Below are 21,343 nucleotides of genomic sequence, written 5' to 3'. Positions count from 1 at the left end.
TTATTTTATCAATTTGTTGGAAGATAAGGAGTGGACATATGTTTCTAAAGTCTCTTGAAATAAGGGGATTTAAATCATTTGCAGATAAAACAGAATTAAAGTTTAAAAGAGGTGTCACAGCTGTAGTTGGACCAAATGGTAGCGGAAAAAGTAATATTTCCGACGCTGTTAGATGGGTTCTAGGTGAACAGAGTATTAAGACTCTAAGAGGCGGTAAAATGGAAGATGTTATTTTTGCTGGTACTCAGTTTAGAAAACCAGTTGGCTTGGCACAAGTTTCACTTACTTTAGACAATGCAGATGGAGAACTTCCTATTGAATACAATGATGTGACAGTCACTAGAAGAATATATAGATCAGGCGAAGCTGAATACTTAATAAATAATTCTCAATGCCGATTAAAAGATATTACAACTTTGTTTATGGATACTGGTATAGGTAAAGAAGGTTATTCACTTATTGGACAAGGTAAAATAGAAGCTATACTAAGTGGAAGACCAGAAGAAAGGCGTGCTCTTTTAGAGGAAGCCGCTGGAATCGTTAAATTTAAAACTAGGAAACATGAGGCTGAAAGAAAGCTTGATAATACTGAGCAAAATTTAGTTAGAATAAATGATATTTTATCTACTTACGAAGAAAGAATTGAGCCATTAAGGGTAGAAAGTGAAAAAGCTAAGATTTTCTTAGAACTTTCAAATGAACTTCGTGGAAAAGAGATTTCTTTGATAGTAAACCATATAGAAAAAATTGATACAAATATTAAAAATCAAGGTGAAAAAGTATCAAAGCTAATTAATGAGAATAATAAGCTTAAGGAAGAGCTTTCTGAAGCTAAAAATAGAACAATTTCTTTGAGCGATGAACTTGAAAAGCTTGAAAATCTAACAAGAGAAGATAGAGAATTATATTATAAAAATAAAGAGACTTCAAGTGAACTTCAAAAGCAGATTGATATTCTTAATGAAAGAGTAAAAAATATTGAATTTAATATTGAAAATAATAATAAAGAAATAAAGACTTTATCGGAAAAGTTAGTTTCTATTGAAAATGAAAGAAATGAACATGTTAATTATTTAAACAGCAAAATTGAGGAACAAATTTTTATTGATACTGAAAGCAAAAGCTTAGAAAATGTTCTTCTTGATTTATCTAAATCATTAAAAATAAAAGAGGATAAGATAAAGTTTTTAAGAGAAGATGAATTTGAAAACATTCAATTGTCATCTGAGCTTAAAAACAATAAGACTATGCTTATTAGTCAAATAAAAGTTTTAGAAGATTCTATTAGCAACTTACATAATAACAGTTCAAATCTAGAAAGTTCTTTGAAAATAAATATATCAACCAAGCTTATGCTTGAAGAAAAAGTAATATTATTAAAAGATGAAATAGAGAGATTAGAACTAGCAGTAAAAGAAAATAATAAAAACATAGGGATTCTATCAAGTAGGAATACTAAAAATGATGCAAAGCTTAAAACGCTAAACCAAGAAAAAAGTAAACTTGAAGCTAATAAAACCATGCTTTCAAATCTAGAAAAGCAATATGAGGGGTATAATAGAGCTGTTAAAATATTAATGGAGCATATTGATAAAGGATATGTTGGTACTGATGTAAAGAATTGTTCTGTTATAGGTGAACTTATATCCGTTGAAAAAGAGTATGAAACTGCAATAGAAATAGCTTTAGGAAGTTCGATATCTAATGTTGTTACTGAAGATGAAAAAAGTGCTCAAAAGCTTATAGAATACCTAAAAGAGAAAAAACTTGGAAGAGCTACTTTCTTACCACTAACAATAATTAAGGGCACTGTACTTCAGTTAGATAAGAGAATTAAAGAAGTAAGTGGCTATATTGGAATTGCCTCTGAATTATTGAATTTCGACAAGAAATATGAAAAAGCTATTAATTACGTATTAGGAAGAACAATAGTAAGTAGAGATATGAATAGTGCTTTAAACATAGCTAAAATAAGTGGATACTCACATAAGATTGTAACTTTGCAAGGAGAAGTAATTAATCCTGGTGGATCTTTAACAGGTGGTAGTGTCTATAATAAGCATACAAGCATTATTAGTAGAAAGAGAGAAATAGACGATATTAGCTTAGAATTAGTTAAAGTTGAAAATTCTATTGAAGAACTTGTTAGATTAATTTCTGATGGTAGAAATGAAATTAAGAAGCTAGATGAAACTAACTTAAATTTCAAAGATGAAAGTCATTTTAAGAGTATAGAAATAGCTAAATTAGATAGTGAAATAGATAATATTGAAAAAGATACCTTAAGACTTAGAAACAATATAAAGATTTCACAAAATGAAAAACTTACAAGTGAGTCAAAATTAAATAGTTACAGAAGAGAGCTTCAAGAAAGCAGCAATAAAGCTATACTATTAGAAGAAAAATTAAAGTCTTATAGGGTACAATTCGATGAGCTTTCAAAAGAGATAGAAGATTTAAATGAAAAAACTAATACTCAGAAAGACTTGCTTACTAGTAAAAAAGTTATAAAGGCTAAAGTTGATGAATCAATACTAAGTATAAAAAAGGAAGTTGAAAGATTATCTAATGAGACAACTGAGCTTAAAAGCAGAATGATCTTTTTAGAAACATCAAATGAAGAAAGTTTAGCGAGTAAAAGTAAGTGTATCCAAACTATTGATGAAAATAGAAATAATATTATAATTTATAATAATAACATTGAAGAACTTGAGAATAAATTCAAAGAATATGATATTGAAAAAATAAAAATTAAAGAAACTATAAAAAACCATGAGAACAAAGTTGAAAGTCTTTCTTCTGAGATTAACATAAAAGAAGATGAAATTCATAAATCTGAGTTGGTAAAGGCTAAAAATGAAGTTGAAAAAGAAAATCTTTTATTAAAACTCAATGACGAAATGAGTTTAACCTATGCTGAAGCTATAGATTTGGCACATAAGGATTTTGATGAAGTTTCATACAGTAATCAAATAAATAAACTTAAAGCATCAATAAATAGACTTGGAACTGTTAATGTTAGTGCTATAGAAGAGTATAAAGATCTTTCAGAAAAGTATAAATTTATGTCAACGGAACGAGAGGATTTAGAAAAAGGAAAAACTGAGCTTCTTGCAGTAATTGACGAAATGACTGCAAAAATGAAAGAGGTATTTAAGGAGAATTTCGCAATATTAAATGAGAACTTTAATATTACATTTAAGGAACTCTTTAAAGGCGGAAGTGCTGAGCTTATACTATCAGATGGTGATGAATTAACTGCTAACATTGATATCAATGTTCAACCTCCAGGTAAAAAGCTTCAAAATATAAATCTTATGTCAGGTGGAGAAAAGGTCTTATCAGCAATTGCATTACTGTTTGGAATCCTTAAGATGAAACCAACCCCATTCTGTATATTAGATGAGATAGAGGCGGCACTAGACGATGCAAATGTTTATAGATATTCAGAATTCCTTCAAAAGTTTTCTGATAATATACAATTTATAGTTATTACTCATAGAAAAGGAACCATGGAAGCTAGTGATATAATGTATGGAGTAACAATGGAAGAAAGAGGAGTTTCAAAGGTTGTATCAGTAGACTTAACAAATTAGGAGGCATTTATGTTTGGTGGATTATTTGAAAAATTAAAATCGGGACTTAGTAAGACTAGGGATAACTTTACAGACAGAATTACTGAAGTTTTAAACTTAGCAGTAACAATTGATGAGGATCTTTATGATGAACTCGAAGAGATACTAATAACATCAGATATTGGTATGGATACAACAGTAGAAATTATAGATAGACTAAAATCTAGAATTAAAGCTGAAAAAATTAAAGATCCAACAGAAGTTAAGCCGTGCTTAAAAAATGTAATTGCAGATATGCTTAATGAAGGTGTAGAAAATAAAGAAACTAATGATAAGCAAAAAGTAATGTTAGTTATAGGGGTAAACGGCGTAGGAAAGACAACATCTATAGGAAAATTAGCATCTAAATACAAAAATGAAGGAAAAAAAGTAATATTGGCTGCAGCAGATACTTTTAGAGCTGCTGCTAGTGATCAATTAGAGATATGGAGTAATAGAGCTGGGGTTGATATAGTAAGACATCAAGAAGGATCAGATCCTGCTGCTGTTGTTTATGATGGAATTCAAGCAACTAAAGCTAGAAATATGGATATACTTATTTGTGATACTGCAGGAAGACTTCATAATAAGAAAAATTTAATGAACGAATTATCAAAAATTAATAGAATAATTGATAGGGAGTTTGAAGAAGCTTCAAAAGAGACTCTTTTAGTTTTAGATGCTACAACTGGTCAAAATGCAGTTATTCAAGCGAAGCAATTTATGGAAGCGTGTCCTATTGATGGCATAATCTTAACTAAGTTAGATGGTACTGCAAAAGGTGGAGTAGTTATTTCAATAAAGAATTCTTTAAACATACCAGTAAGATATATTGGTGTTGGTGAAGGTGTAGAAGACCTTCAAGAATTCGATCCACAAGGGTTCGCTGATGCATTATTTTAAAAAATATATAACTGTTAAGTAAAAATACTTGACAGCTATATTTTCTTTTGATAATATATTCTTTGTGAGTAAGGTGATTATATGGAAGACAGATTTGAGATTTCTCTGTTACTAGATTATTACATAGACTTATTAACTGAGAAACAAAAAGATATAATGTTCATGTATTATAATGATGATTTTTCATTAGCAGAGATTGCTGAGATAAATAACACTAGCCGTCAAGCAATTCACGATTTGATTAAAAGATGTGATAAACAACTTATTAATTATGAAGAAAAGCTACAGCTTGTGGAAAAAAGTAAAATAAGAAAATCTAAGAAAAATGACCTAATAAAAAAACTTACTAACGAATATATGTTGTCAAAAGAATTAGTAGAAGATATAGATGAAATGCTAGATGAAATTATTAATTCGTAGGAGGGGTAACATGGCTTTTGAAGGTTTAGCGTCTAAATTACAAGATACGCTTAAAAAGCTCAAGGGAAAAGGTAAACTAACTGAGAAAGATATAAAAGAAGCCATGAGAGAGGTTAAGCTCGCATTACTTGAGGCTGACGTAAACTTTAAAGTAGTTAAAAAGTTTATTGCGACTGTAAGTGAAAAATGCGTAGGATCTGAAGTGTTAGAAAGCCTTACACCAGGACAACAAGTTATAAAAATAGTTAATGATGAGCTAACATCTTTAATGGGAAATACTGAAAGCAAACTGAACTATGCAGACAATGGCCCAACAGTTTTTATGATGGCAGGTCTTCAAGGTGCAGGTAAAACAACTATGTGTGGAAAGCTTGCTCTTCACATGAGAAAGAAAAATAAAAAGCCTTTATTAGTTGCTTGTGATATTTATAGACCAGCTGCTATTAAACAATTAGAGGTTGTTGGTAAGCAAATAGATATTCCTGTGTTCTCTATGGGAGATAAAGTACCTGCTGTTGATATAGCTAAAGCAGGAGTAGCTCATGCTAAAGAACATGGATATAATTTAGTTATTATTGATACTGCTGGTAGACTTCATATAGATGAAGAGCTTATGCAGGAACTTAAAGATATAAAAACTTCAGTAAACCCTAATGAAATCTTACTTGTTGTTGATTCAATGACTGGTCAGGATGCTGTAAATGTTGCTGAAACTTTTAATGCATCATTAGATGTTACTGGAACAATACTTACAAAGCTTGATGGTGATACTAGAGGTGGTGCTGCTCTATCAATTAGAAGCATTACTGAAAAGCCTATAAAGTTTGCTGGTATTGGTGAGAAAATGAATGATATTGAAGTGTTCCATCCAGATAGAATGGCTTCAAGAATTCTTGGTATGGGTGATGTTTTGTCACTTATAGAAAAAGCTCAGCAGGCAATTGATGAAAAAGAAGCTCAACAACTTAGTGAAAGAATGTTAAGTCAAGAATTTAACTTTGATGATTATCTAAGTGCAATGGAGCAGATGAAAAAGTTAGGACCTATTAATAAGCTGCTTGAGATGATGCCAGGAGTAAATACTCAACAACTTGAGGGGTTAGACCTTTCAGACAGTGAAAATCAAATGGGAAGAGTTAAAGCAATCATTCAGTCAATGACTGCAAAAGAAAGAAAAAATCCTAACTTGATTTCAAGTTCTTCTTCGAGAAAGAAGAGAATAGCTGTAGGTTCTGGTACTACAATTCAAGAAATAAATAAGCTTTTAAAAGGCTATGAAATGATGAAGAAACAAATGAAGCAATTTAAATCAATGCAAAAAAATACTAAAAAAGGTTTGTTTGGTAAAATGCCTTTCTTTAGTTAAAATATATCAATATCCTTAAAAGGAGGTGAAATTAATGGCAGTAAAGATAAGACTAAGAAGAATGGGATCTAAAAAAGCTCCTTTCTACAGAGTAGTAGTAGCTGATTCAAGAAGTCCAAGAGACGGAAGATTCATCGAAGAAATAGGATACTATAACCCAATCGTTCAACCTGAAGCTGAAGTTAAAATTGACGCTGAAAAGGCTGCAAAGTGGTTAAACAACGGTGCTCAACCTACTGATATAGTTAAAAAGCTTTTTGTTAAAGCTGGTATAAACAAGTAAAAGCTTTTAGGAGGTGAATTCTGCTTAGGATTCCCCTAAAGCAGATTGTTTATGAAGACACTAGTAGAAGTTATTGCTAAATCACTTGTTGATAACCCAGACTCAGTTCAGGTTAATGAAGTGGCTGGAGAGCAATCTATAATAATAGAGCTTAAAGTTGCTCCTGAAGATATGGGTAAAGTTATAGGAAAACAGGGTAGAATTGCTAAAGCTATAAGAACAGTAGTTAAGGCTGCAGCAATTAAGGACAATAAAAGAGTTGTTGTTGAAATTATCTAATAAGAGTTAGGGCTTCCTAGCTCTTTTTCCACATACTCTTAAAATGGTTTGCGAGGTGATTTTATGAATGAATTTTTTAACGTAGGTCAAATTGTTAATACTCATGGAGTTAAAGGAGAAGTTAAAGTTTATCCTCTAACTGATGACGTAAACAGATTTGATGATCTAAAAGAAATTTTAATTGATGATAAAAAGGCTGAAGTTGAATGGGTAAAATACCAGAAAGATAGAGTTATAGTTAAAATTAAAGGTATTGATACCATGAATGATGCTGAAAAACTAAAACAAAAGTATATTAGAGTTACTAGAGAAAATGCTGTTGAACTTCCCGAAGATACATATTTTATATCTGATTTAATAGGATGTAATGTTTCTGATACAGATGGATTTAACTATGGTGATGTATACGATGTAATACAAACAGGAAGTAATGATGTTTACTGGGTTAAAGGTAATAAAGAGATTTTAGTTCCTGTATTAAAAGAGATAGTCCTTGATATAAATATTGGAGAGAAGAAAATTATAATAAAACCTTCAGGAGAATGGCAAGATGAAGATTAATATTCTTACCCTTTTTCCTGATATGTTTAGTGTTTTTGAACATAGCATAATAGGTAGAGCAAGAAATAGTGGCATTTTAGATATAACTACTACTAATATTAGAGATTTTTCAGCTAGTAAGCATAAAAAAGTAGATGATTATCCATATGGTGGTGGTGCTGGTATGGTTATGAGTGCTCAGCCTGTGGTAGAATGCATCAAAGCTGTAAAACAGAATAATAGTGGTAAAGTAATTTTTTTAGGACCTAGAGGCAAAACCTTCAATCAAGAAGTTGCTAAAGAAATATCTAAACTAGATGAAGTTATTTTTGTTTGTGGACATTATGAAGGCATAGATGAGAGAGCTTATAAATATTTTGATCTAGAATTATCCTTAGGGGACTTTGTGCTTACTGGAGGAGAGATGGCTGCTATACCTATTATAGATAGTATTTGCAGACTGATTCCGGGAGTTTTAAGTAGTGAGGAAAGCTTTGTTGAGGAATCATTTTATAGTGGTTTGCTAGAGCATCCTCAGTATACTAGACCAGAAGTTTTTGAAGATGAATCGGTTCCAAGTGTTCTTTTATCAGGGCATCATGAGAACATAAGAAAGTGGAGAAGGAAAATGTCCCTTAGGATTACTAAGGAAAGACGTCCTGATTTATTTCAAAATGTAAAACTCACTAAAGAAGATATTAAGCTACTTAAAGAATATGAAAAAAATGTTGATTAAATAAATTACATGTGTTAAAATTACCATTGTGCTAGTACGGGCGGTCCTCTGTCGTATTTACATATGGTAAGAACGTCACATTATTACTAAGGAGGGAATGCACATGAACGAAATATTAAGAGCAATAGAACAAGAACAAATCAGAACTGATTTACCTCAATTTAACGTAGGTGATACTGTTAAGGTTCACGTAAAAGTTAAAGAAGGTACAAGAGAAAGAATCCAAGTTTTCGAAGGTGTTGTAATTAAGAGACAAAATGGTGGATTAAGAGAAACTTTCACTGCTAGAAGAATAGCTTATGGCGTTGGCGTTGAAAGAACTTTCCCACTAAATGCTCCAATCATAGAGAAGATTGAAGTTACAAGAAGAGGTAAGGTAAGAAGAGCTAAGTTATTCTACCTAAGAAATAGAGTAGGTAAGGCAGCTAAGGTTAAAGAATTAATCTAATATTTAATTAAAAGACAGGGGCTAATTTAGCTCCGTTTTTTATTTTAAAATAGATTGTGTAGCTATAGATATATCAGTTCCAAATGAAATATCGACAAGAATTGCTAAATGAATTAAAAGATTTCGGTGATTCTACGAATCTTTATTTTGATGAATTTAAATATTAAGTAGTGTGGCTATAATTGTAACATAGTTGATATATATATAGGTATACTATTGCTATGGAACTAATTGTTATATATAAATTTGTTTTATATAAACCTGTAAAATATATATAATCTACATTCATATATCGATATATCTATATAGAGCTATAAATATATAAATATATAAATATATAAATATATGAATATATGAATGTATTGATAATGTTTTTGAATAAGAAAGGAATGATTTTATGGCGATAAATTGGTTTCCTGGCCATATGGTGAAAACCAAAAGAGAGATTAAAGAAAATTTAAAGTTAGTAGATGCTGTTATTGAAATTAGGGATGCTAGAATTCCTAAATCTAGTGCTAATCCTGATATAGATGAATTATGTAAGGATAAACCTAGATTAATTCTACTTAACAAGAGTGATCTTACTGATAGCAAGACTACTAAAGCGTGGATTAATGCTTTGAAAAGTGAGTCAATAAGAGCAATTGAAGTTAACTGTCTTAAGGGTGATGGTATAAAAAATATTAAGCCTGCGTTAATGGAACTGCTAAAGGAAAAGCACGAGAGGCTAAAAGCTAAAGGATTAGCTAAGATTATAACAAGAGTTATGGTTGTAGGCATTCCTAACGTTGGAAAGTCTACTTTCATAAATAAGATGGCAAGAAATAATATAGCTAAAACTGGCGATAGACCTGGTGTTACTAAAAATAAACAGTGGATTAAAACTTCTATTGGTATTGAGCTTCTTGATACTCCTGGGGTGCTTTGGCCTAAGTTTGAAGACGAGGAAGTGGCATTAAACTTAGCTTTTACTGGGGCGATTAAAGATGAAATTATGGATACAGAAGAGCTTTCTTTAAAGTTAGTAGAGAGATTGCAGAATACTAATCCTGAATTACTAAAGGCTAGATATAAATTAGAAGCAGTAGCTGAAGAACCAATTGATACTTTAAATATGATTGCGAGAAAAAGAGGGGCAATTGTATCTGGTGGAGAGATTGATTACAACAGAATAGCTTCTATTTTATTAGATGAATTTAGAGGCGGTAAGATAGGTAATGTATCTTTAGAAACTCCTTGGAAAGGCGAAGAAATTGAAGGATAATATTATTTATTTGAAAGAGAATTTACATAATATTAGTTTTAACGAGGTTAAAGCATTAGCTGCCTCAGTACCTGTTAAGCTAAGCAATAGAGAAGAACTGTCAGAGCTTACAAATATTCTTTCTGGCGATAAAAGAAAGAACGTACTTGCATTAGCTAAAAAAATTGAAACCTCAATTCAAAAAGAAGAAGCAGAGTACAACAGAGTCAGAGCTATGTACATGTTTGATAAACAATTTAGTAATTTTAGATACGTTGCAGGAGTTGATGAAGTTGGTAGAGGACCTCTTGCTGGCCCTATAGTAGGTGCGGCTGTGATTTTAGACCTTAACAACTTAGGGGATATAATCTTAGGTATAAAGGATTCTAAGGCATTAAGTGAGCAAAGACGTGAGGAATTAGATATTATCATAAGAGAAAAGGCTCTAGCCTATAGTATAACTGTATGTGATAATAAGCAAATAGATACACTAGGAATAGCTCATTGTAATAATAAGATTTTCTTAGATGCTTGTAAAACTTTGCCTATAGAGCCTCAATTGGTTCTTTCTGATGGATATCCAGTTAGAAATTTGAACAAACCTAACAAATTTGTAATAAAAGGAGACGCAAAAAGCGCCTCTATTGCATGTGCTTCTATAATTGCTAAAGTTTACAGGGATAGACTTATGAAAGAATATGATCTTATATATCCTGGATATGGTTTTAAGGATAATGTAGGCTACGGCACGCAGAAGCATGTAGACGCAATTCATGAAATAGGAACATGTGAAATACATAGAATGTCATTCCTCAATAACATACTATCTAAAAAATAATTTAAATATTATAAGTGATTTAATAATAAGATATGATGCATTTTGTAACAGAAATTCTGTTTACCTAAATGCATCTTTTATTAAATTAGTCTTAATTTCTGTATTTTTATGATTTAAATATACTTCTATAATATCAAATCTAGCATTTACATTATATAATTGATATTTGTGAATAAAGTATTTGGCAACCCTTTTTATGCTTAATACTTTACTGAAAGATACGGCTTCCATAGGACTTCCAAATCCTAAGTCGTATCTTGTTTTTACTTCAATAAAACAAAGTATTTCTTTATCCCATCCAATTATATCTATTTCTCCATTTCTACAATTGAAATTTTTCTTAATAATATTGTATTTTTCACTTAAAAGAAGATTACAAGCTATATTTTCTCCTGTGGTTCCAATGGATTTATTCATCTTTTTCATTTAATTTTCCCCTAATTAACATATTTTTAATATTATTGACTTTTGAAACAAAAAAAAAACTTTTTTGTTATTAAAATTAAAAATGGTCAATACTCATTAAAGAGGTGATTAAGATGGCAACAAAAATAATAAGTGCATCATTTAACGGTATAGATGGTGAAGTTGTGTATGTAGAAGTGGATATTAATAAAGGATTGCCTTCATTTTCTATAGTAGGACTGCCAGATATGTCTATAAAAGAGTCTAAAGAAAGAGTTCGTTCTGCAGTAATCAACAGCGGATATGAATTTCCTCTTGGAAGAGTAGTGGTTAACCTAGCCCCTGCTGATATAAAAAAGATAGGTACTCTTTTAGATTTACCAATAGCTATTGGTATTCTTCTAGAAAGTAATCAGATCACGCTAAGTGATCCTAATAAATATATGCTAGTAGGCGAATTATCATTAAATGGTGAAATAAACACTGTGAATGGATGTTTACCTATTATATTAGAAGGTAAGAATAGAGGAATAGATAATTATATTATACCTCAAGGAAATATAGAAGAGACATCGTTAATAAAGAATGGAAATATATATCCTTTTAAGAGTCTGAAGCAAGTTACAGAATTTTTAGTTTATGAAGATCAATTACCAATAAAGTATGATGAAGTAGTTAAGTTTAATGATTCTCATGAAATGGAATATGATTTTAGTGATGTATATGGTAATGAGTCGGCAAAAAGAGCTCTAGAAATTTCCGCTGCATCTAACCATAACATTATTCTTTATGGGCCAGCAGGTTCTGGAAAAACAATGCTAGCTAAGAGGCTATCATCAATACTGCCTGATTTGAGCTATGAAGAATGTTTAGAAGTTACAAAAATATATAGTGTTTCTGGAAACTTAAAGAATAAAAATGGTGTTGTTGATATAAGACCTTTTAGAAACCCTCACCATACAACTCCTAAACATACCCTTATAGGTGGTGGTAGGGAATTGGCAGTAGGTGAGATTAGCCTAGCACATAAAGGGGTATTATTTTTAGATGAGCTATTAGAATTTGATAGAAGAGTTCTTGAATGTTTAAGAGAACCTTTAGAAGAAAAATTGATACAAATATCAAGACTATCTGGCAAAATAACATATCCAGCGGATTTTATTTTTATCGGCGCAACCAATCAGTGTCCGTGTGCTAAAGGCGTTGACAAGAGCGGTTTTTCAAGTTGTGTTTGTACTGATGTAGAAAAAAATAAGTATCAAAAGAGATTATCAAAAGCAATAGCTGACAGAATAGATTTATATGTATCAGTTGTCCAAATTCCTTTCAATGAACTAATGAGTAATTCGAGAAGAGAAAGTTCTAAAGATATAAAAGAAAGAGTTATAAAGGCAAGAGATTTGCAACAGAGAAGGTACAAAGATATAGGGGTAAGTTTCAATTCACAATTAAATCATAGTCAAATAAAAAAATATATTAAATTAGATGGCGAATGTTTAGCGTTAATAGAAAAGATTTATGATAAATACAGAGTAAGCACAAGAGGTCTGGATAAAATTTTAAAGGTTTCTAGAACTATAGCTGACTTAAATAATGATAAAGATGTAAGAAAATCATCTATAATAGAGGCTTTAGGTTATAGAAAGTTTTTTGATGGACAGATAATATAAAGGAGAAATTGATTTTGGATTTTTATAAAATTTGGTTTTCCATGTTACCTATAAGTGATAGTATAAAATTGAATCTACTGGATGAATATATAGATGAAGAAACTATTTATAGAAATATCAATTTTAATCATTATAAGATGGAGAAACTCGTAAATAAAAAGATTAAGAGTAATATTTCAGAAGAAGAGATAACTAAACTTGCTAGATACATAATAAAAAATAATATCGGACTTGTAACTTATACAGAAGACAGATATCCTAGTTCTTTAAGACAAATAAACGATGCTCCTTATTGTTTATTTTATAAAGGGGATATTGACATTTTGAATAAAAAGATTAATATAGCAGTAGTAGGCTCAAGAAAATGTACGTCCTACGGGAGAGAAGTTACAAAGTTTATTTGTAGGGAATTAAGCAGATATGATACGTGTATAATTAGTGGTGGAGCCTATGGAATAGATTCAGAAGCTCATAAAAGTGTCATAGAAAATAAAGGAGTCACTTGTGGAGTATTAGGTTGTGGTATTGATGTAATATATCCGGCTTATAATAAAATTTTATATGAAAATATATCAGTAGATGGTTGTCTTATATCTGAGTTTCTTCCAGGAACTAAACCTTTACCTTATAATTTTCCTAGACGTAATAGAATAATTAGTGGATTGTCCAAAGCTGTCATAGTGGTTGAAGCTAATGAGAAGAGTGGTTCGCTAATTACAGCAAATTATGCATTGGACCAAGGAAAAGATGTTTTGGCAGTACCAGGAACAATTTATTCACCTCAAAGTAAAGGTACAAATAAACTAATAAGAGATGGTGCTACGTCTATATTAGATACAATAACTTTATTAGAAGGTCTTGATATCAATATGAAAAAAAATAAAAATTTCAGTGATACCTTAAAAGCTCAAATTATAAGGTTAATAAATGATAAACCAACTCATATTGATGAAATTATAAGAAACACAGATATTGACACCTCAATGATTTATGAGTTATTATTTGAAATGCAATTTAATAATGAAATTATGTGTATTTTAGGAAATTATTATGTTAAAAATATTTAAAACTAGGGGGTGAACACTCCAAAGTTTTTGAGGAGTAAAAAATGGGTCAAAATCTTGTAATAGTAGAATCGCCTGCAAAGGCAAAAACAATTAGTAAATATTTAGGGAAAAATTATGTTGTAGAGGCATCTATGGGACACATAAGAGATCTTCCTAAAAGTCAGCTAGGGGTTGACGTTGATAATAATTATAATCCCAAGTATATAACCATAAGAGGTAAAGGGGATTTATTAGATAAGCTAAAAAAGCTTGCAAAGAAAAGTGATAAAATATTCTTGGCAACTGACCCTGATAGAGAAGGGGAAGCCATATCTTGGCATTTAGCTAATATCCTAAAGATACCTGATATGGATACATGCAGAGTTGAATTTCACGAAATCACTAAAAATGCAGTGAAGAATTCTATAAAAAATCCAAGGACTATCAACCAAAACTTAGTTGATGCTCAACAGGCAAGAAGAGTTTTAGATAGACTAGTTGGTTATGAAATAAGTCCTATTCTATGGAGAAATGTTAAGTGGGGACTAAGTGCTGGTAGAGTACAATCAGCAGCTTTAAAATTAATATGTGATCGAGAAGATGAGATAAACAAATTCGAATCTAAAGAATATTGGACTGTTGATATAAAATTAGAAAAGAAAAACAAAAAATTCAATGTTAAGATAGCAACACTCAAAGGAAAGAAATTCGAGATAGCTACTGAAGCTGAAGCTAATAAAACAATAGAACAGCTAAAGAACAACGATTTTGTTGTTGCAAAAGTTAAAAAGGGAACAAAGAATAAAAATCCGTTACCACCTTTTACAACAAGTACTCTTCAACAGGATGCCAGTAGAAAACTTAACTTCCAAACTAAGAGAACTATGTCAATTGCTCAACAACTTTACGAAGGGGTTGAAGTCAAAGGATATGGAACAGTGGGGCTTATAACTTATATGAGAACTGATTCTGTAAGAATATCCAAGGAAGCTCAAGATAGTGCTTTACAATTTATTGGTGACACTTATGGAAGTGGTTATATACCTGAAAGCCCAAGAATATATAGAGGTAAGAAGAATATACAAGATGCTCATGAAGCAATTAGGCCATCATTAGTTGAGATAACACCTGAAATTGCAAAAGGTAATCTGTCATCAGAGCAATATAAGCTATATAAGCTCATTTGGGAAAGATTTATAGCAAGTCAAATGGCATCATGTGTTCTTAACACTAATACTATAGATATAAATAATGGTGATTACAAGCTAAGAGCTACTGGTTCAACTATTAAATTTGATGGTTTCATGAAGGTATATGAGTATACAACTGATGAAGATGAAGAAAGTGTATTACTCCCAGAAATTGAGGAGAATGAAGTTTTAAACTATGATAGTATATTAGGTAAACAACATTTTACTCAACCACCACCAAGATATACAGAAGCTTCTTTTGTTAAGGTGCTAGAGGAAAATGGAATCGGAAGACCGAGTACTTATGTGCCAACAATATCTACTATTTTAAGCAGAAAATATGTACAAAGAGAAAAGAAGAATCTTTTCCCAACTGAACTTGGTATTATTGTAAACAATATTATGAGTGATTACTTTAAGCAAATTGTTGATGCAGATTTTACAGCTGATATGGAAAATAAGCTTGACTATATCGAAGAAGGAAAAGTAGAATGGGAAAAAATCGTTGATGAATTTTTTGGACCACTAAAGGAAGCATTAGACAAAGCAGAAAAAGAAGTATCAAAAGTAGTAATAGAAGATAAAGTAAGTGATGTTAAATGTGATAAATGTGGTAAGATGATGGTGATAAAGCAAGGACGTTTTGGTAACTTCTTAGCATGCCCTGGATACCCTGAGTGTCAAAATACTAAACCAATAGTTGAAGAAATCGATGCTAAGTGTCCACTTTGCAATGGTAATGTAGTTGTTAAGAAGAGTAAAAAAGGTAATAAATTCTATGGATGCTCTAACTATCCAGAATGTTCTTTTGTTAGTTGGTATGAACCAGCAAAAGAAAAATGTAGCCACTGCAATTCACATATGGTTATCAGATATAGTAAAAGTAAAGGCAAGTATTTAGAATGTACAAATAAAGAATGCGGCAATAAAGTTCCTGTTCAAAATGATGAAAAGTAGAATTATATGTCGAAATAGCGGAAAAGACTGTTGAAATAAGTTTTTTTGTATGCTAAGATAGACGTGGATGTGATAATTTTAAAAATTTAAACTATTCAAAAAATTCGAAAATATTTTCAGGGTTTTAATTTTTTTATAATTTCAAATTGGTACGTGCTATGTGTGTATTAAATTAAAACCCTGTATTATAAACATCGGTATTATGAGGAGGAATTTAATGTCAACTCTACTAAACAAAACAAGAATGTTAAATAAAATTTTGCAAAAATCAGGTACGGATCCTGTAGCCTTCGAAGATATTTGTAAATTATTAAGTGAGGTATTAGCCTGTAACGTGTACATATCAAGTAGAAAAGGAAAAATACTAGGTTATACTTTTTCAGATAGTTTCGAATGTGACATAATGAAAAGAAAGATATTAGACGACAAAAGATTCCCAGAAGAATATAATAATAAATTATTGAACATTGGAGATACATTAGCAAACCTTCCTAACAAAGGACAATGCGTTTTTGACGGTGAAGGTGAATGCATGATGTCGGACAAGCTTTCTACAATAGTTCCTATAGTTGGAAACAGAGAAAGATTAGGAACACTTCTTCTTGCAAGATTTAAGGAACCATTTACTGATGAAGATTTAGTATTAGTAGAATATAGTGCAACAATAGTAGGGTTAGAAATTCTTAGATCTAAACAAGATGAAATTGAGGATGAAGCAAGAAAGAAAGCAGTAGTTCAATTAGCTATTGGAACACTTTCTTATTCAGAGCTTGAAGCGGTTGAACATATTTTTGACGAATTAGATGGAAACGAAGGATTGCTAGTTGCATCAAAAATTGCGGACAAGGTTGGTATAACAAGATCTGTAATAGTAAATGCTTTAAGAAAGTTTGAGAGTGCAGGAGTTATCGAGTCACGTTCATTAGGAATGAAGGGAACACACATTAGAATTCTTAATGAAAAATTACTTGATGAATTAAAGAAAATAAAATAGTCAATAATTATAAGGAGGAGATTTCCTCCTTATTTTTTTATTCTTTAGAAATTTATAGTTCAATTATATGTGGATAAAGATGTACCATTTCGATTTGAAATTTATTTTTAAAACTCTTCTGGGTTCTGAGAGGAGAATTTGAAAATAAAAAATTTATTACGAAGTGTTCCATCCATAAATATGAGTAATGCCTCAAAATATAATGTGATGAAAAGAATAAAAAATACGAATTTGTCGCCTGCCAGATTTAACTCATATGCATCCGGAAAGCAGATGCACAAAAAACACTGAAGAAAGCCACTTCAGCAATTTTTCCATATTAATTAATAATTTTACAAATTTATATTGCTAGACAGTAAACCTTATGATATACTGTCTAAGGTAAGAAAATACACACATTATCGAATTGTTAGAGTGGTGCCCTTTCAGGGAATCTCTAAAAATATGATGATAGTGGAGGAAACAACCAAAATTTAGGAGGTACTTTTATGTCAGTTATTTCAATGAAACAATTATTAGAAGCTGGTGTTCACTTTGGACATCAAACAAGAAGATGGAACCCTAAGATGGCTCCTTATATATTCACAGAAAGAAACGGAATATATATAATAGATCTTCAAAAGACAGTAAAAAAGGTTGAAGAAGCTTATGACTTCATTAAAGAAGTAGCAACAGAAGGTAAAGATATACTTTTCGTTGGTACTAAGAAACAAGCACAAGAAGCTATTCAAGAAGAAGGCGCTAGATCAAACATGCACTTCGTTAATAATAGATGGCTTGGTGGTATGCTAACTAACTTTAACACTATTAAGACTAGAATAAACAGATTAGCTGAAATCGAAAAGATGGAACAAGATGGTACATTCGATGTTCTACCTAAGAAGGAAGTTACTAATCTTAAGAACGAAATGGAAAAGTTAGAAAAAAATCTTGGAGGAATCAGAAACTTAGATGCTACTAACATAGGTGCATTATTCGTTGTTGATCCAAGAAAAGAAAAGAATGCTATATCAGAAGCTAAGATTCTTGGTATACCAGTAGTAGCAATAGTTGATACTAACTGTGATCCAGATGAAGTTGATTATGTTATACCTGGAAATGATGATGCTATAAGAGCTGTAAAACTTATAACTGCAAAAATAGCTGACGCTATTATTGAAGGAAGACAAGGCGAACAATTAGCTGAATAATTATATATGGGTAGGTGAAGCAAGGCTTCATTTACCTTTTAAATTAACATTTTAGGGAGGAATTAGCATGATAACTGCTCAAGCTGTTAAAGAATTAAGAGAAAGAACTGGCGCTGGAATGATGGACTGTAAGAAGGCTCTTACAGAAACAAACGGCGACATGGACAAAGCTGTAGAAGTATTAAGAGAAAAAGGATTAGCTGCTGCTGCTAAAAAAGCTGGCAGAGTTGCTGCTGAAGGTATAGTTAAGACTTACATATCAGATGATAAGAAGAGTGCTGGTATCGTTGAAGTTAACTGTGAAACTGACTTCGTTGCTGCTAACGAAGAATTTGTAGCATTTGCTGGTAAGTTAGCTGAAATGGCTTCAACTACTACTGTTGCTACAGTTGAAGAGTTTGTAGCTCAAAAATATAATGAAGAACAAACAGTTCAAGAATTTTTAACTGCTCTAATCGCTAAATTAGGCGAAAACATGACAGTAAGAAGATTCCAAAAGTTCTCAGTTGAAAACGGAATAACTCAAAGCTACATCCATGGTGGTGGTAGAATTGGTGTTATAGTTGAACTAGGATGTGAAACTGCTAGCCCAGTTTTAGAAGAAGTTGCTAAAGAACTTTGTATGCAAGTTGCTGCTGCAAATCCTTTATTCTTAGATAAGACTCAAGTTGATTCTGAATCTTTAGAAAAAGAAAAAGAAATATACAGAGCTCAAGCTCTTAATGAAGGAAAGCCTGAAAAGATCGTTGATAAAATGGTTGAAGGAAGAATTCAAAAATACTATAAAGAAGTATGTTTAGTTGAACAACCATGGGTAAAAGATGGTGACAAGACTATAACTAAATACTTACAAGAGAAATCTAAAGAAGTTGGTTCTCCAATCAATATCAATACTTTCGTTAGATATGAAAGAGGAGAAGGTATAGATAAGAAAGAAGAAAACTTTGCAGAAGAAGTTGCAAAGCAAGTTCAAGGAAAATAGTAAAACAAAAGAGAACACACCGTGTTCTCTTTTTTTAAAAAATAAATATATACTACATGGTGGAGGTTGTGTAATGGAAGCTAAATATAGAAGAGTAATACTAAAACTTTCCGGTGAAGCTCTAGCTGGTGATAATGGGTTTGGAATCGATTTTAACGTAGCAACAAGAATAGCTAGTGAAATAAAAGAGCTTGTAGATATGGGCATTGAGGTTGGTGCTGTAGTTGGTGGCGGAAATATATGGAGAGGCAGAAGTGGAGAAGGAATGGATAGAACTACTGCTGATTATATGGGTATGTTAGCAACTTGTATAAATGCACTTGCGCTTCAAGATTCATTAGAAGGTTTAGGTGTACTTACTAGAGTTCAGACTGCAATCGAAATGAAAGAAGTAGCAGAACCTTTTATAAGAAGAAGAGCTATGAGACACCTTGAAAAAGGTAGAGTTGTAATATTTGCAGCAGGCACTGGTAACCCATATTTCTCAACTGATACAACTGCAGCTTTAAGAGCAGCTGAAATAGAAGCAGATGTTATACTTTTAGCTAAAAAAGTTGACGGAGTTTATGATAAAGACCCACATAAGTACAATGACGCTAAAAAATATGATACTTTATCATACATTCAAGTGTTAGAACAAGGTCTTCAAGTTATGGATTCTACAGCGACTTCACTATGTATGGATAATAGTATTCCAATACTTGTGTTTGGACTTGATGAACCAGGAAATATAAAAAAGGCCGCATGTGGAGAAACAATTGGTACTTTAGTTTGTAATAAATAAGGAGGTTTATGATGATTAAGGATATTATAAAAGCATCTGAAGATAAAATGAAAAAAACTTTAACTGTTTTACACTCTGAGTTTGCAACAATGAAAGCTGGAAGAGCTAACCCAACCATGCTTGATAGAATACAAGTTGACTATTACGGAAGTATGTGTCCTTTAAATCAAGTTGCTAACATTTCTGCTCCAGAGCCAAGACTACTTGTGATTACTCCTTGGGAAAAATCGCTTTTAAAGGAAATAGAAAAAGCTATACTGAAATCAGATTTAGGCATAAATCCGACTAATGATGGTACAATAATCAGACTTTTAGTTCCAGAACTTACTGAAGAAACTAGAAAAAACCTAGTGAAAAATGTTAAGAAAGCTGGGGAAGAAGCTAAAGTTGCTTTAAGATCAATCAGAAGAGATTCTAATGATAAAGTTAAGGCTTTAAAGAAAGATGGAGAAATTTCTGAGGATCAAATCAAAAAGGCTGAAGAAGATATACAAAAAATAACTGATAGTTATGTAAAAGAAATAGATAAAATGGTAGCAGATAAGGAAAAAGAAATTATGACAGTTTAAAACCTGCTTCTTTAGCAGGTTTTTTTCTCTTTAAATAAAATTTGTTTAAAATATATTAGTATGAAGAAATATTGATACTATTAATAATGTCATAAATCTTCTTATAGGAGTGTAAAAATTATGTTTGACTTCTTAAAAAAGAGAAGCACTATAAGTGATGATGTAAGTATAGATTTAAATTATGATAATATCCCGAAACATATAGCTATAATTATGGATGGCAATGGAAGATGGGCGAAACAAAGAAATCTTCCGAGAACTATTGGTCACAAAGCTGGTGTAGAAACAATCCGCAGAATTATAAAAGAATGTGACAAGTTAGGTGTTAAGTATATAACTCTATATGCTTTCTCAACAGAAAATTGGAAAAGACCAAAGGATGAAGTCAGTGCTTTGATGGATTTATTAGTTGAATACTTAAAGAAAGAATTTGACGAACTTAATAAAAGCAACGTAGTTATCAATCATATAGGTGATATTTCTAAGTTACCTGAAAGGTGCAGTAGGGAACTTATAAGTGCATACGAAAGAACAAAAGATAATACAGGTATAGTTATGAATCTTGCCTTGAATTATGGTGGTAGGTCTGAAATAATAGATGGAGTAAAAAAAATAGCACAGGATATAAAAGATGGAAAACTAAAAATTGAAGACATTGATGAAGAAGTAATTTCATCTCATATGTATACCAAAGGTATGCCAGATCCAGATTTAATTATTAGACCAAGTGGAGAACAAAGATTAAGTAACTTTTTGCTTTGGCAATGTGCTTATTCTGAGTTTTGGTATTCCAATATAAATTGGCCTGATTTTTCAGAGTCAGATCTTCATAAAGCTATTTACGATTATCAGAATAGAGATAGAAGATTTGGCGGCATAAAATAAC

The 21,343-nt window shown here is 31.3% G+C and carries 21 protein-coding genes; 20 read left to right on the top strand and 1 reads right to left on the bottom strand.

Translation table 11 applies throughout. From position 1 onward, the window contains the following. Positions 1–38 precede the first annotated feature (38 nt). The 11 genes from smc to rnhB all read left to right on the top strand — a co-directional run bounded on the left by smc (position 39) and on the right by rnhB (position 10,670). On the top strand, positions 39–3,596 hold the full coding sequence (smc, locus tag bsdtw1_RS09950; RefSeq protein ID WP_183277425.1) for a chromosome segregation protein SMC: 3,558 nt from the start codon (positions 39–41) through the stop codon (positions 3,594–3,596). Positions 3,597–3,605: 9 nt separating this feature from the next. Beyond that, positions 3,606–4,517, top strand: coding sequence for a signal recognition particle-docking protein FtsY (gene ftsY / locus bsdtw1_RS09945; RefSeq protein WP_183277424.1), 912 nt, complete (start codon positions 3,606–3,608; stop codon positions 4,515–4,517). 81 nt (positions 4,518–4,598) lie between these two features. Then, positions 4,599–4,937 carry a putative DNA-binding protein gene (locus bsdtw1_RS09940; protein WP_183277423.1) on the top strand — a complete coding sequence of 113 codons (339 nt, stop codon included), beginning with the start codon at positions 4,599–4,601 and terminating at the stop codon, positions 4,935–4,937. A 10-nt stretch (positions 4,938–4,947) separates the two neighbouring features. Next, on the top strand, positions 4,948–6,303 hold the full coding sequence (gene ffh, locus bsdtw1_RS09935) for a signal recognition particle protein (RefSeq protein ID WP_183277422.1): 1,356 nt from the start codon (positions 4,948–4,950) through the stop codon (positions 6,301–6,303). A gap of 34 nt (positions 6,304–6,337) precedes the next feature. Then, complete coding sequence (gene rpsP, locus bsdtw1_RS09930) at positions 6,338–6,586, top strand: 30S ribosomal protein S16 (protein ID WP_183277421.1); 249 nt, start codon at positions 6,338–6,340, stop codon at positions 6,584–6,586. A 51-nt stretch (positions 6,587–6,637) separates the two neighbouring features. After that, a complete protein-coding gene (locus tag bsdtw1_RS09925) occupies positions 6,638–6,865 on the top strand; it encodes a KH domain-containing protein (protein ID WP_183277420.1) in 228 nt (75 codons plus the stop codon). Between the two features lie 63 nt (positions 6,866–6,928). Then, positions 6,929–7,426 (top strand): ribosome maturation factor RimM, encoded by a 498-nt coding sequence (gene rimM, locus bsdtw1_RS09920; RefSeq protein WP_183277419.1) that lies wholly within the window; start codon positions 6,929–6,931, stop codon positions 7,424–7,426. Further along, entirely contained in the window at positions 7,416–8,141 is a 726-nt protein-coding gene (gene trmD / locus bsdtw1_RS09915) for a tRNA (guanosine(37)-N1)-methyltransferase TrmD (protein ID WP_183277418.1), read from the top strand. Before rimM ends, trmD begins: the two co-directional genes overlap by 11 nt. A 103-nt stretch (positions 8,142–8,244) precedes the next feature. Further along, the gene (rplS, locus tag bsdtw1_RS09910) at positions 8,245–8,589 is read left to right on the top strand and encodes a 50S ribosomal protein L19 (RefSeq protein ID WP_183277417.1); all 345 of its coding nucleotides are present in this window, start codon (positions 8,245–8,247) and stop codon (positions 8,587–8,589) included. Positions 8,590–8,986: 397 nt separating this feature from the next. Beyond that, the gene (gene ylqF, locus bsdtw1_RS09905) at positions 8,987–9,853 is read left to right on the top strand and encodes a ribosome biogenesis GTPase YlqF (RefSeq protein WP_183277416.1); all 867 of its coding nucleotides are present in this window, start codon (positions 8,987–8,989) and stop codon (positions 9,851–9,853) included. 1 nt (position 9,854) lies between these two features. Next, complete coding sequence (gene rnhB, locus bsdtw1_RS09900) at positions 9,855–10,670, top strand: ribonuclease HII (protein ID WP_183279776.1); 816 nt, start codon at positions 9,855–9,857, stop codon at positions 10,668–10,670. A 60-nt stretch (positions 10,671–10,730) separates the two neighbouring features. Here rnhB and bsdtw1_RS09895 read toward each other — a convergent pair whose 3' ends face one another. Further along, complete coding sequence (locus tag bsdtw1_RS09895) at positions 10,731–11,096, bottom strand: YraN family protein (protein ID WP_183277415.1); 366 nt, start codon at positions 11,094–11,096, stop codon at positions 10,731–10,733. A 113-nt stretch (positions 11,097–11,209) separates the two neighbouring features. Here bsdtw1_RS09895 and bsdtw1_RS09890 point away from each other — a divergent pair, with 113 nt between their 5' ends. The 9 genes from bsdtw1_RS09890 to uppS all read left to right on the top strand — a co-directional run bounded on the left by bsdtw1_RS09890 (position 11,210) and on the right by uppS (position 21,342). Further along, complete coding sequence (locus bsdtw1_RS09890) at positions 11,210–12,745, top strand: YifB family Mg chelatase-like AAA ATPase (protein ID WP_183277414.1); 1,536 nt, start codon at positions 11,210–11,212, stop codon at positions 12,743–12,745. A gap of 14 nt (positions 12,746–12,759) precedes the next feature. Further along, positions 12,760–13,812, top strand: a complete 1,053-nt coding sequence (gene dprA, locus bsdtw1_RS09885; RefSeq protein ID WP_183277413.1) for a DNA-processing protein DprA — start codon at positions 12,760–12,762, stop codon at positions 13,810–13,812. Positions 13,813–13,853: 41 nt separating this feature from the next. Next, on the top strand, positions 13,854–15,938 hold the full coding sequence (topA, locus tag bsdtw1_RS09880; protein ID WP_183277412.1) for a type I DNA topoisomerase: 2,085 nt from the start codon (positions 13,854–13,856) through the stop codon (positions 15,936–15,938). Between the two features lie 217 nt (positions 15,939–16,155). Continuing rightward, entirely contained in the window at positions 16,156–16,932 is a 777-nt protein-coding gene (codY, locus tag bsdtw1_RS09875) for a GTP-sensing pleiotropic transcriptional regulator CodY (RefSeq protein ID WP_183277411.1), read from the top strand. Positions 16,933–17,420: 488 nt separating this feature from the next. Next, positions 17,421–18,122, top strand: coding sequence for a 30S ribosomal protein S2 (gene rpsB / locus bsdtw1_RS09870; RefSeq protein WP_183277410.1), 702 nt, complete (start codon positions 17,421–17,423; stop codon positions 18,120–18,122). 67 nt (positions 18,123–18,189) lie between these two features. Then, positions 18,190–19,104 (top strand): translation elongation factor Ts, encoded by a 915-nt coding sequence (gene tsf, locus bsdtw1_RS09865; protein ID WP_183277409.1) that lies wholly within the window; start codon positions 18,190–18,192, stop codon positions 19,102–19,104. A 73-nt stretch (positions 19,105–19,177) separates the two neighbouring features. Then, positions 19,178–19,888, top strand: coding sequence for a UMP kinase (gene pyrH, locus bsdtw1_RS09860; RefSeq protein WP_183277408.1), 711 nt, complete (start codon positions 19,178–19,180; stop codon positions 19,886–19,888). Between the two features lie 11 nt (positions 19,889–19,899). Further along, on the top strand, positions 19,900–20,457 hold the full coding sequence (frr, locus tag bsdtw1_RS09855) for a ribosome recycling factor (RefSeq protein WP_183277407.1): 558 nt from the start codon (positions 19,900–19,902) through the stop codon (positions 20,455–20,457). 120 nt (positions 20,458–20,577) lie between these two features. Then, positions 20,578–21,342 carry an undecaprenyl pyrophosphate synthase gene (gene uppS / locus bsdtw1_RS09850; RefSeq protein ID WP_183277406.1) on the top strand — a complete coding sequence of 255 codons (765 nt, stop codon included), beginning with the start codon at positions 20,578–20,580 and terminating at the stop codon, positions 21,340–21,342. Position 21,343 lies beyond the last annotated feature (1 nt).

The organism is Clostridium fungisolvens (assembly GCF_014193895.1).
Classification (GTDB): Bacteria; Bacillota; Clostridia; order Clostridiales; family Clostridiaceae; genus Clostridium_AR; species Clostridium_AR fungisolvens.
The sequence above is the reverse complement of the archived record's forward strand: the minus strand, read 5'-3'. Positions and strand labels throughout refer to the sequence as shown.

Bases quoted from the DNA above. Each gene is read 5' to 3' on its own strand.
- uppS (WP_183277406.1), top strand. From the start codon at position 20,578: ATGTTTGACTTCTTAAAAAAGAGAAGCACTATAAGTGATGATGTAAGT.
- bsdtw1_RS09890 (WP_183277414.1), top strand. From the start codon at position 11,210: ATGGCAACAAAAATAATAAGTGCATCATTTAACGGTATAGATGGTGAA.
- rimM (WP_183277419.1), top strand. From the start codon at position 6,929: ATGAATGAATTTTTTAACGTAGGTCAAATTGTTAATACTCATGGAGTT.
- ftsY (WP_183277424.1), top strand. From the start codon at position 3,606: ATGTTTGGTGGATTATTTGAAAAATTAAAATCGGGACTTAGTAAGACT.
- rpsB (WP_183277410.1), top strand. From the start codon at position 17,421: ATGTCAGTTATTTCAATGAAACAATTATTAGAAGCTGGTGTTCACTTT.
- rpsP (WP_183277421.1), top strand. From the start codon at position 6,338: ATGGCAGTAAAGATAAGACTAAGAAGAATGGGATCTAAAAAAGCTCCT.
- ffh (WP_183277422.1), top strand. From the start codon at position 4,948: ATGGCTTTTGAAGGTTTAGCGTCTAAATTACAAGATACGCTTAAAAAG.
- trmD (WP_183277418.1), top strand. From the start codon at position 7,416: ATGAAGATTAATATTCTTACCCTTTTTCCTGATATGTTTAGTGTTTTT.
- bsdtw1_RS09940 (WP_183277423.1), top strand. From the start codon at position 4,599: ATGGAAGACAGATTTGAGATTTCTCTGTTACTAGATTATTACATAGAC.
- topA (WP_183277412.1), top strand. From the start codon at position 13,854: ATGGGTCAAAATCTTGTAATAGTAGAATCGCCTGCAAAGGCAAAAACA.
- smc (WP_183277425.1), top strand. From the start codon at position 39: ATGTTTCTAAAGTCTCTTGAAATAAGGGGATTTAAATCATTTGCAGAT.
- bsdtw1_RS09895 (WP_183277415.1), bottom strand. From the start codon at position 11,096: ATGAAAAAGATGAATAAATCCATTGGAACCACAGGAGAAAATATAGCT.
- ylqF (WP_183277416.1), top strand. From the start codon at position 8,987: ATGGCGATAAATTGGTTTCCTGGCCATATGGTGAAAACCAAAAGAGAG.
- codY (WP_183277411.1), top strand. From the start codon at position 16,156: ATGTCAACTCTACTAAACAAAACAAGAATGTTAAATAAAATTTTGCAA.
- tsf (WP_183277409.1), top strand. From the start codon at position 18,190: ATGATAACTGCTCAAGCTGTTAAAGAATTAAGAGAAAGAACTGGCGCT.
- pyrH (WP_183277408.1), top strand. From the start codon at position 19,178: ATGGAAGCTAAATATAGAAGAGTAATACTAAAACTTTCCGGTGAAGCT.
- bsdtw1_RS09925 (WP_183277420.1), top strand. From the start codon at position 6,638: ATGAAGACACTAGTAGAAGTTATTGCTAAATCACTTGTTGATAACCCA.
- frr (WP_183277407.1), top strand. From the start codon at position 19,900: ATGATTAAGGATATTATAAAAGCATCTGAAGATAAAATGAAAAAAACT.
- rplS (WP_183277417.1), top strand. From the start codon at position 8,245: ATGAACGAAATATTAAGAGCAATAGAACAAGAACAAATCAGAACTGAT.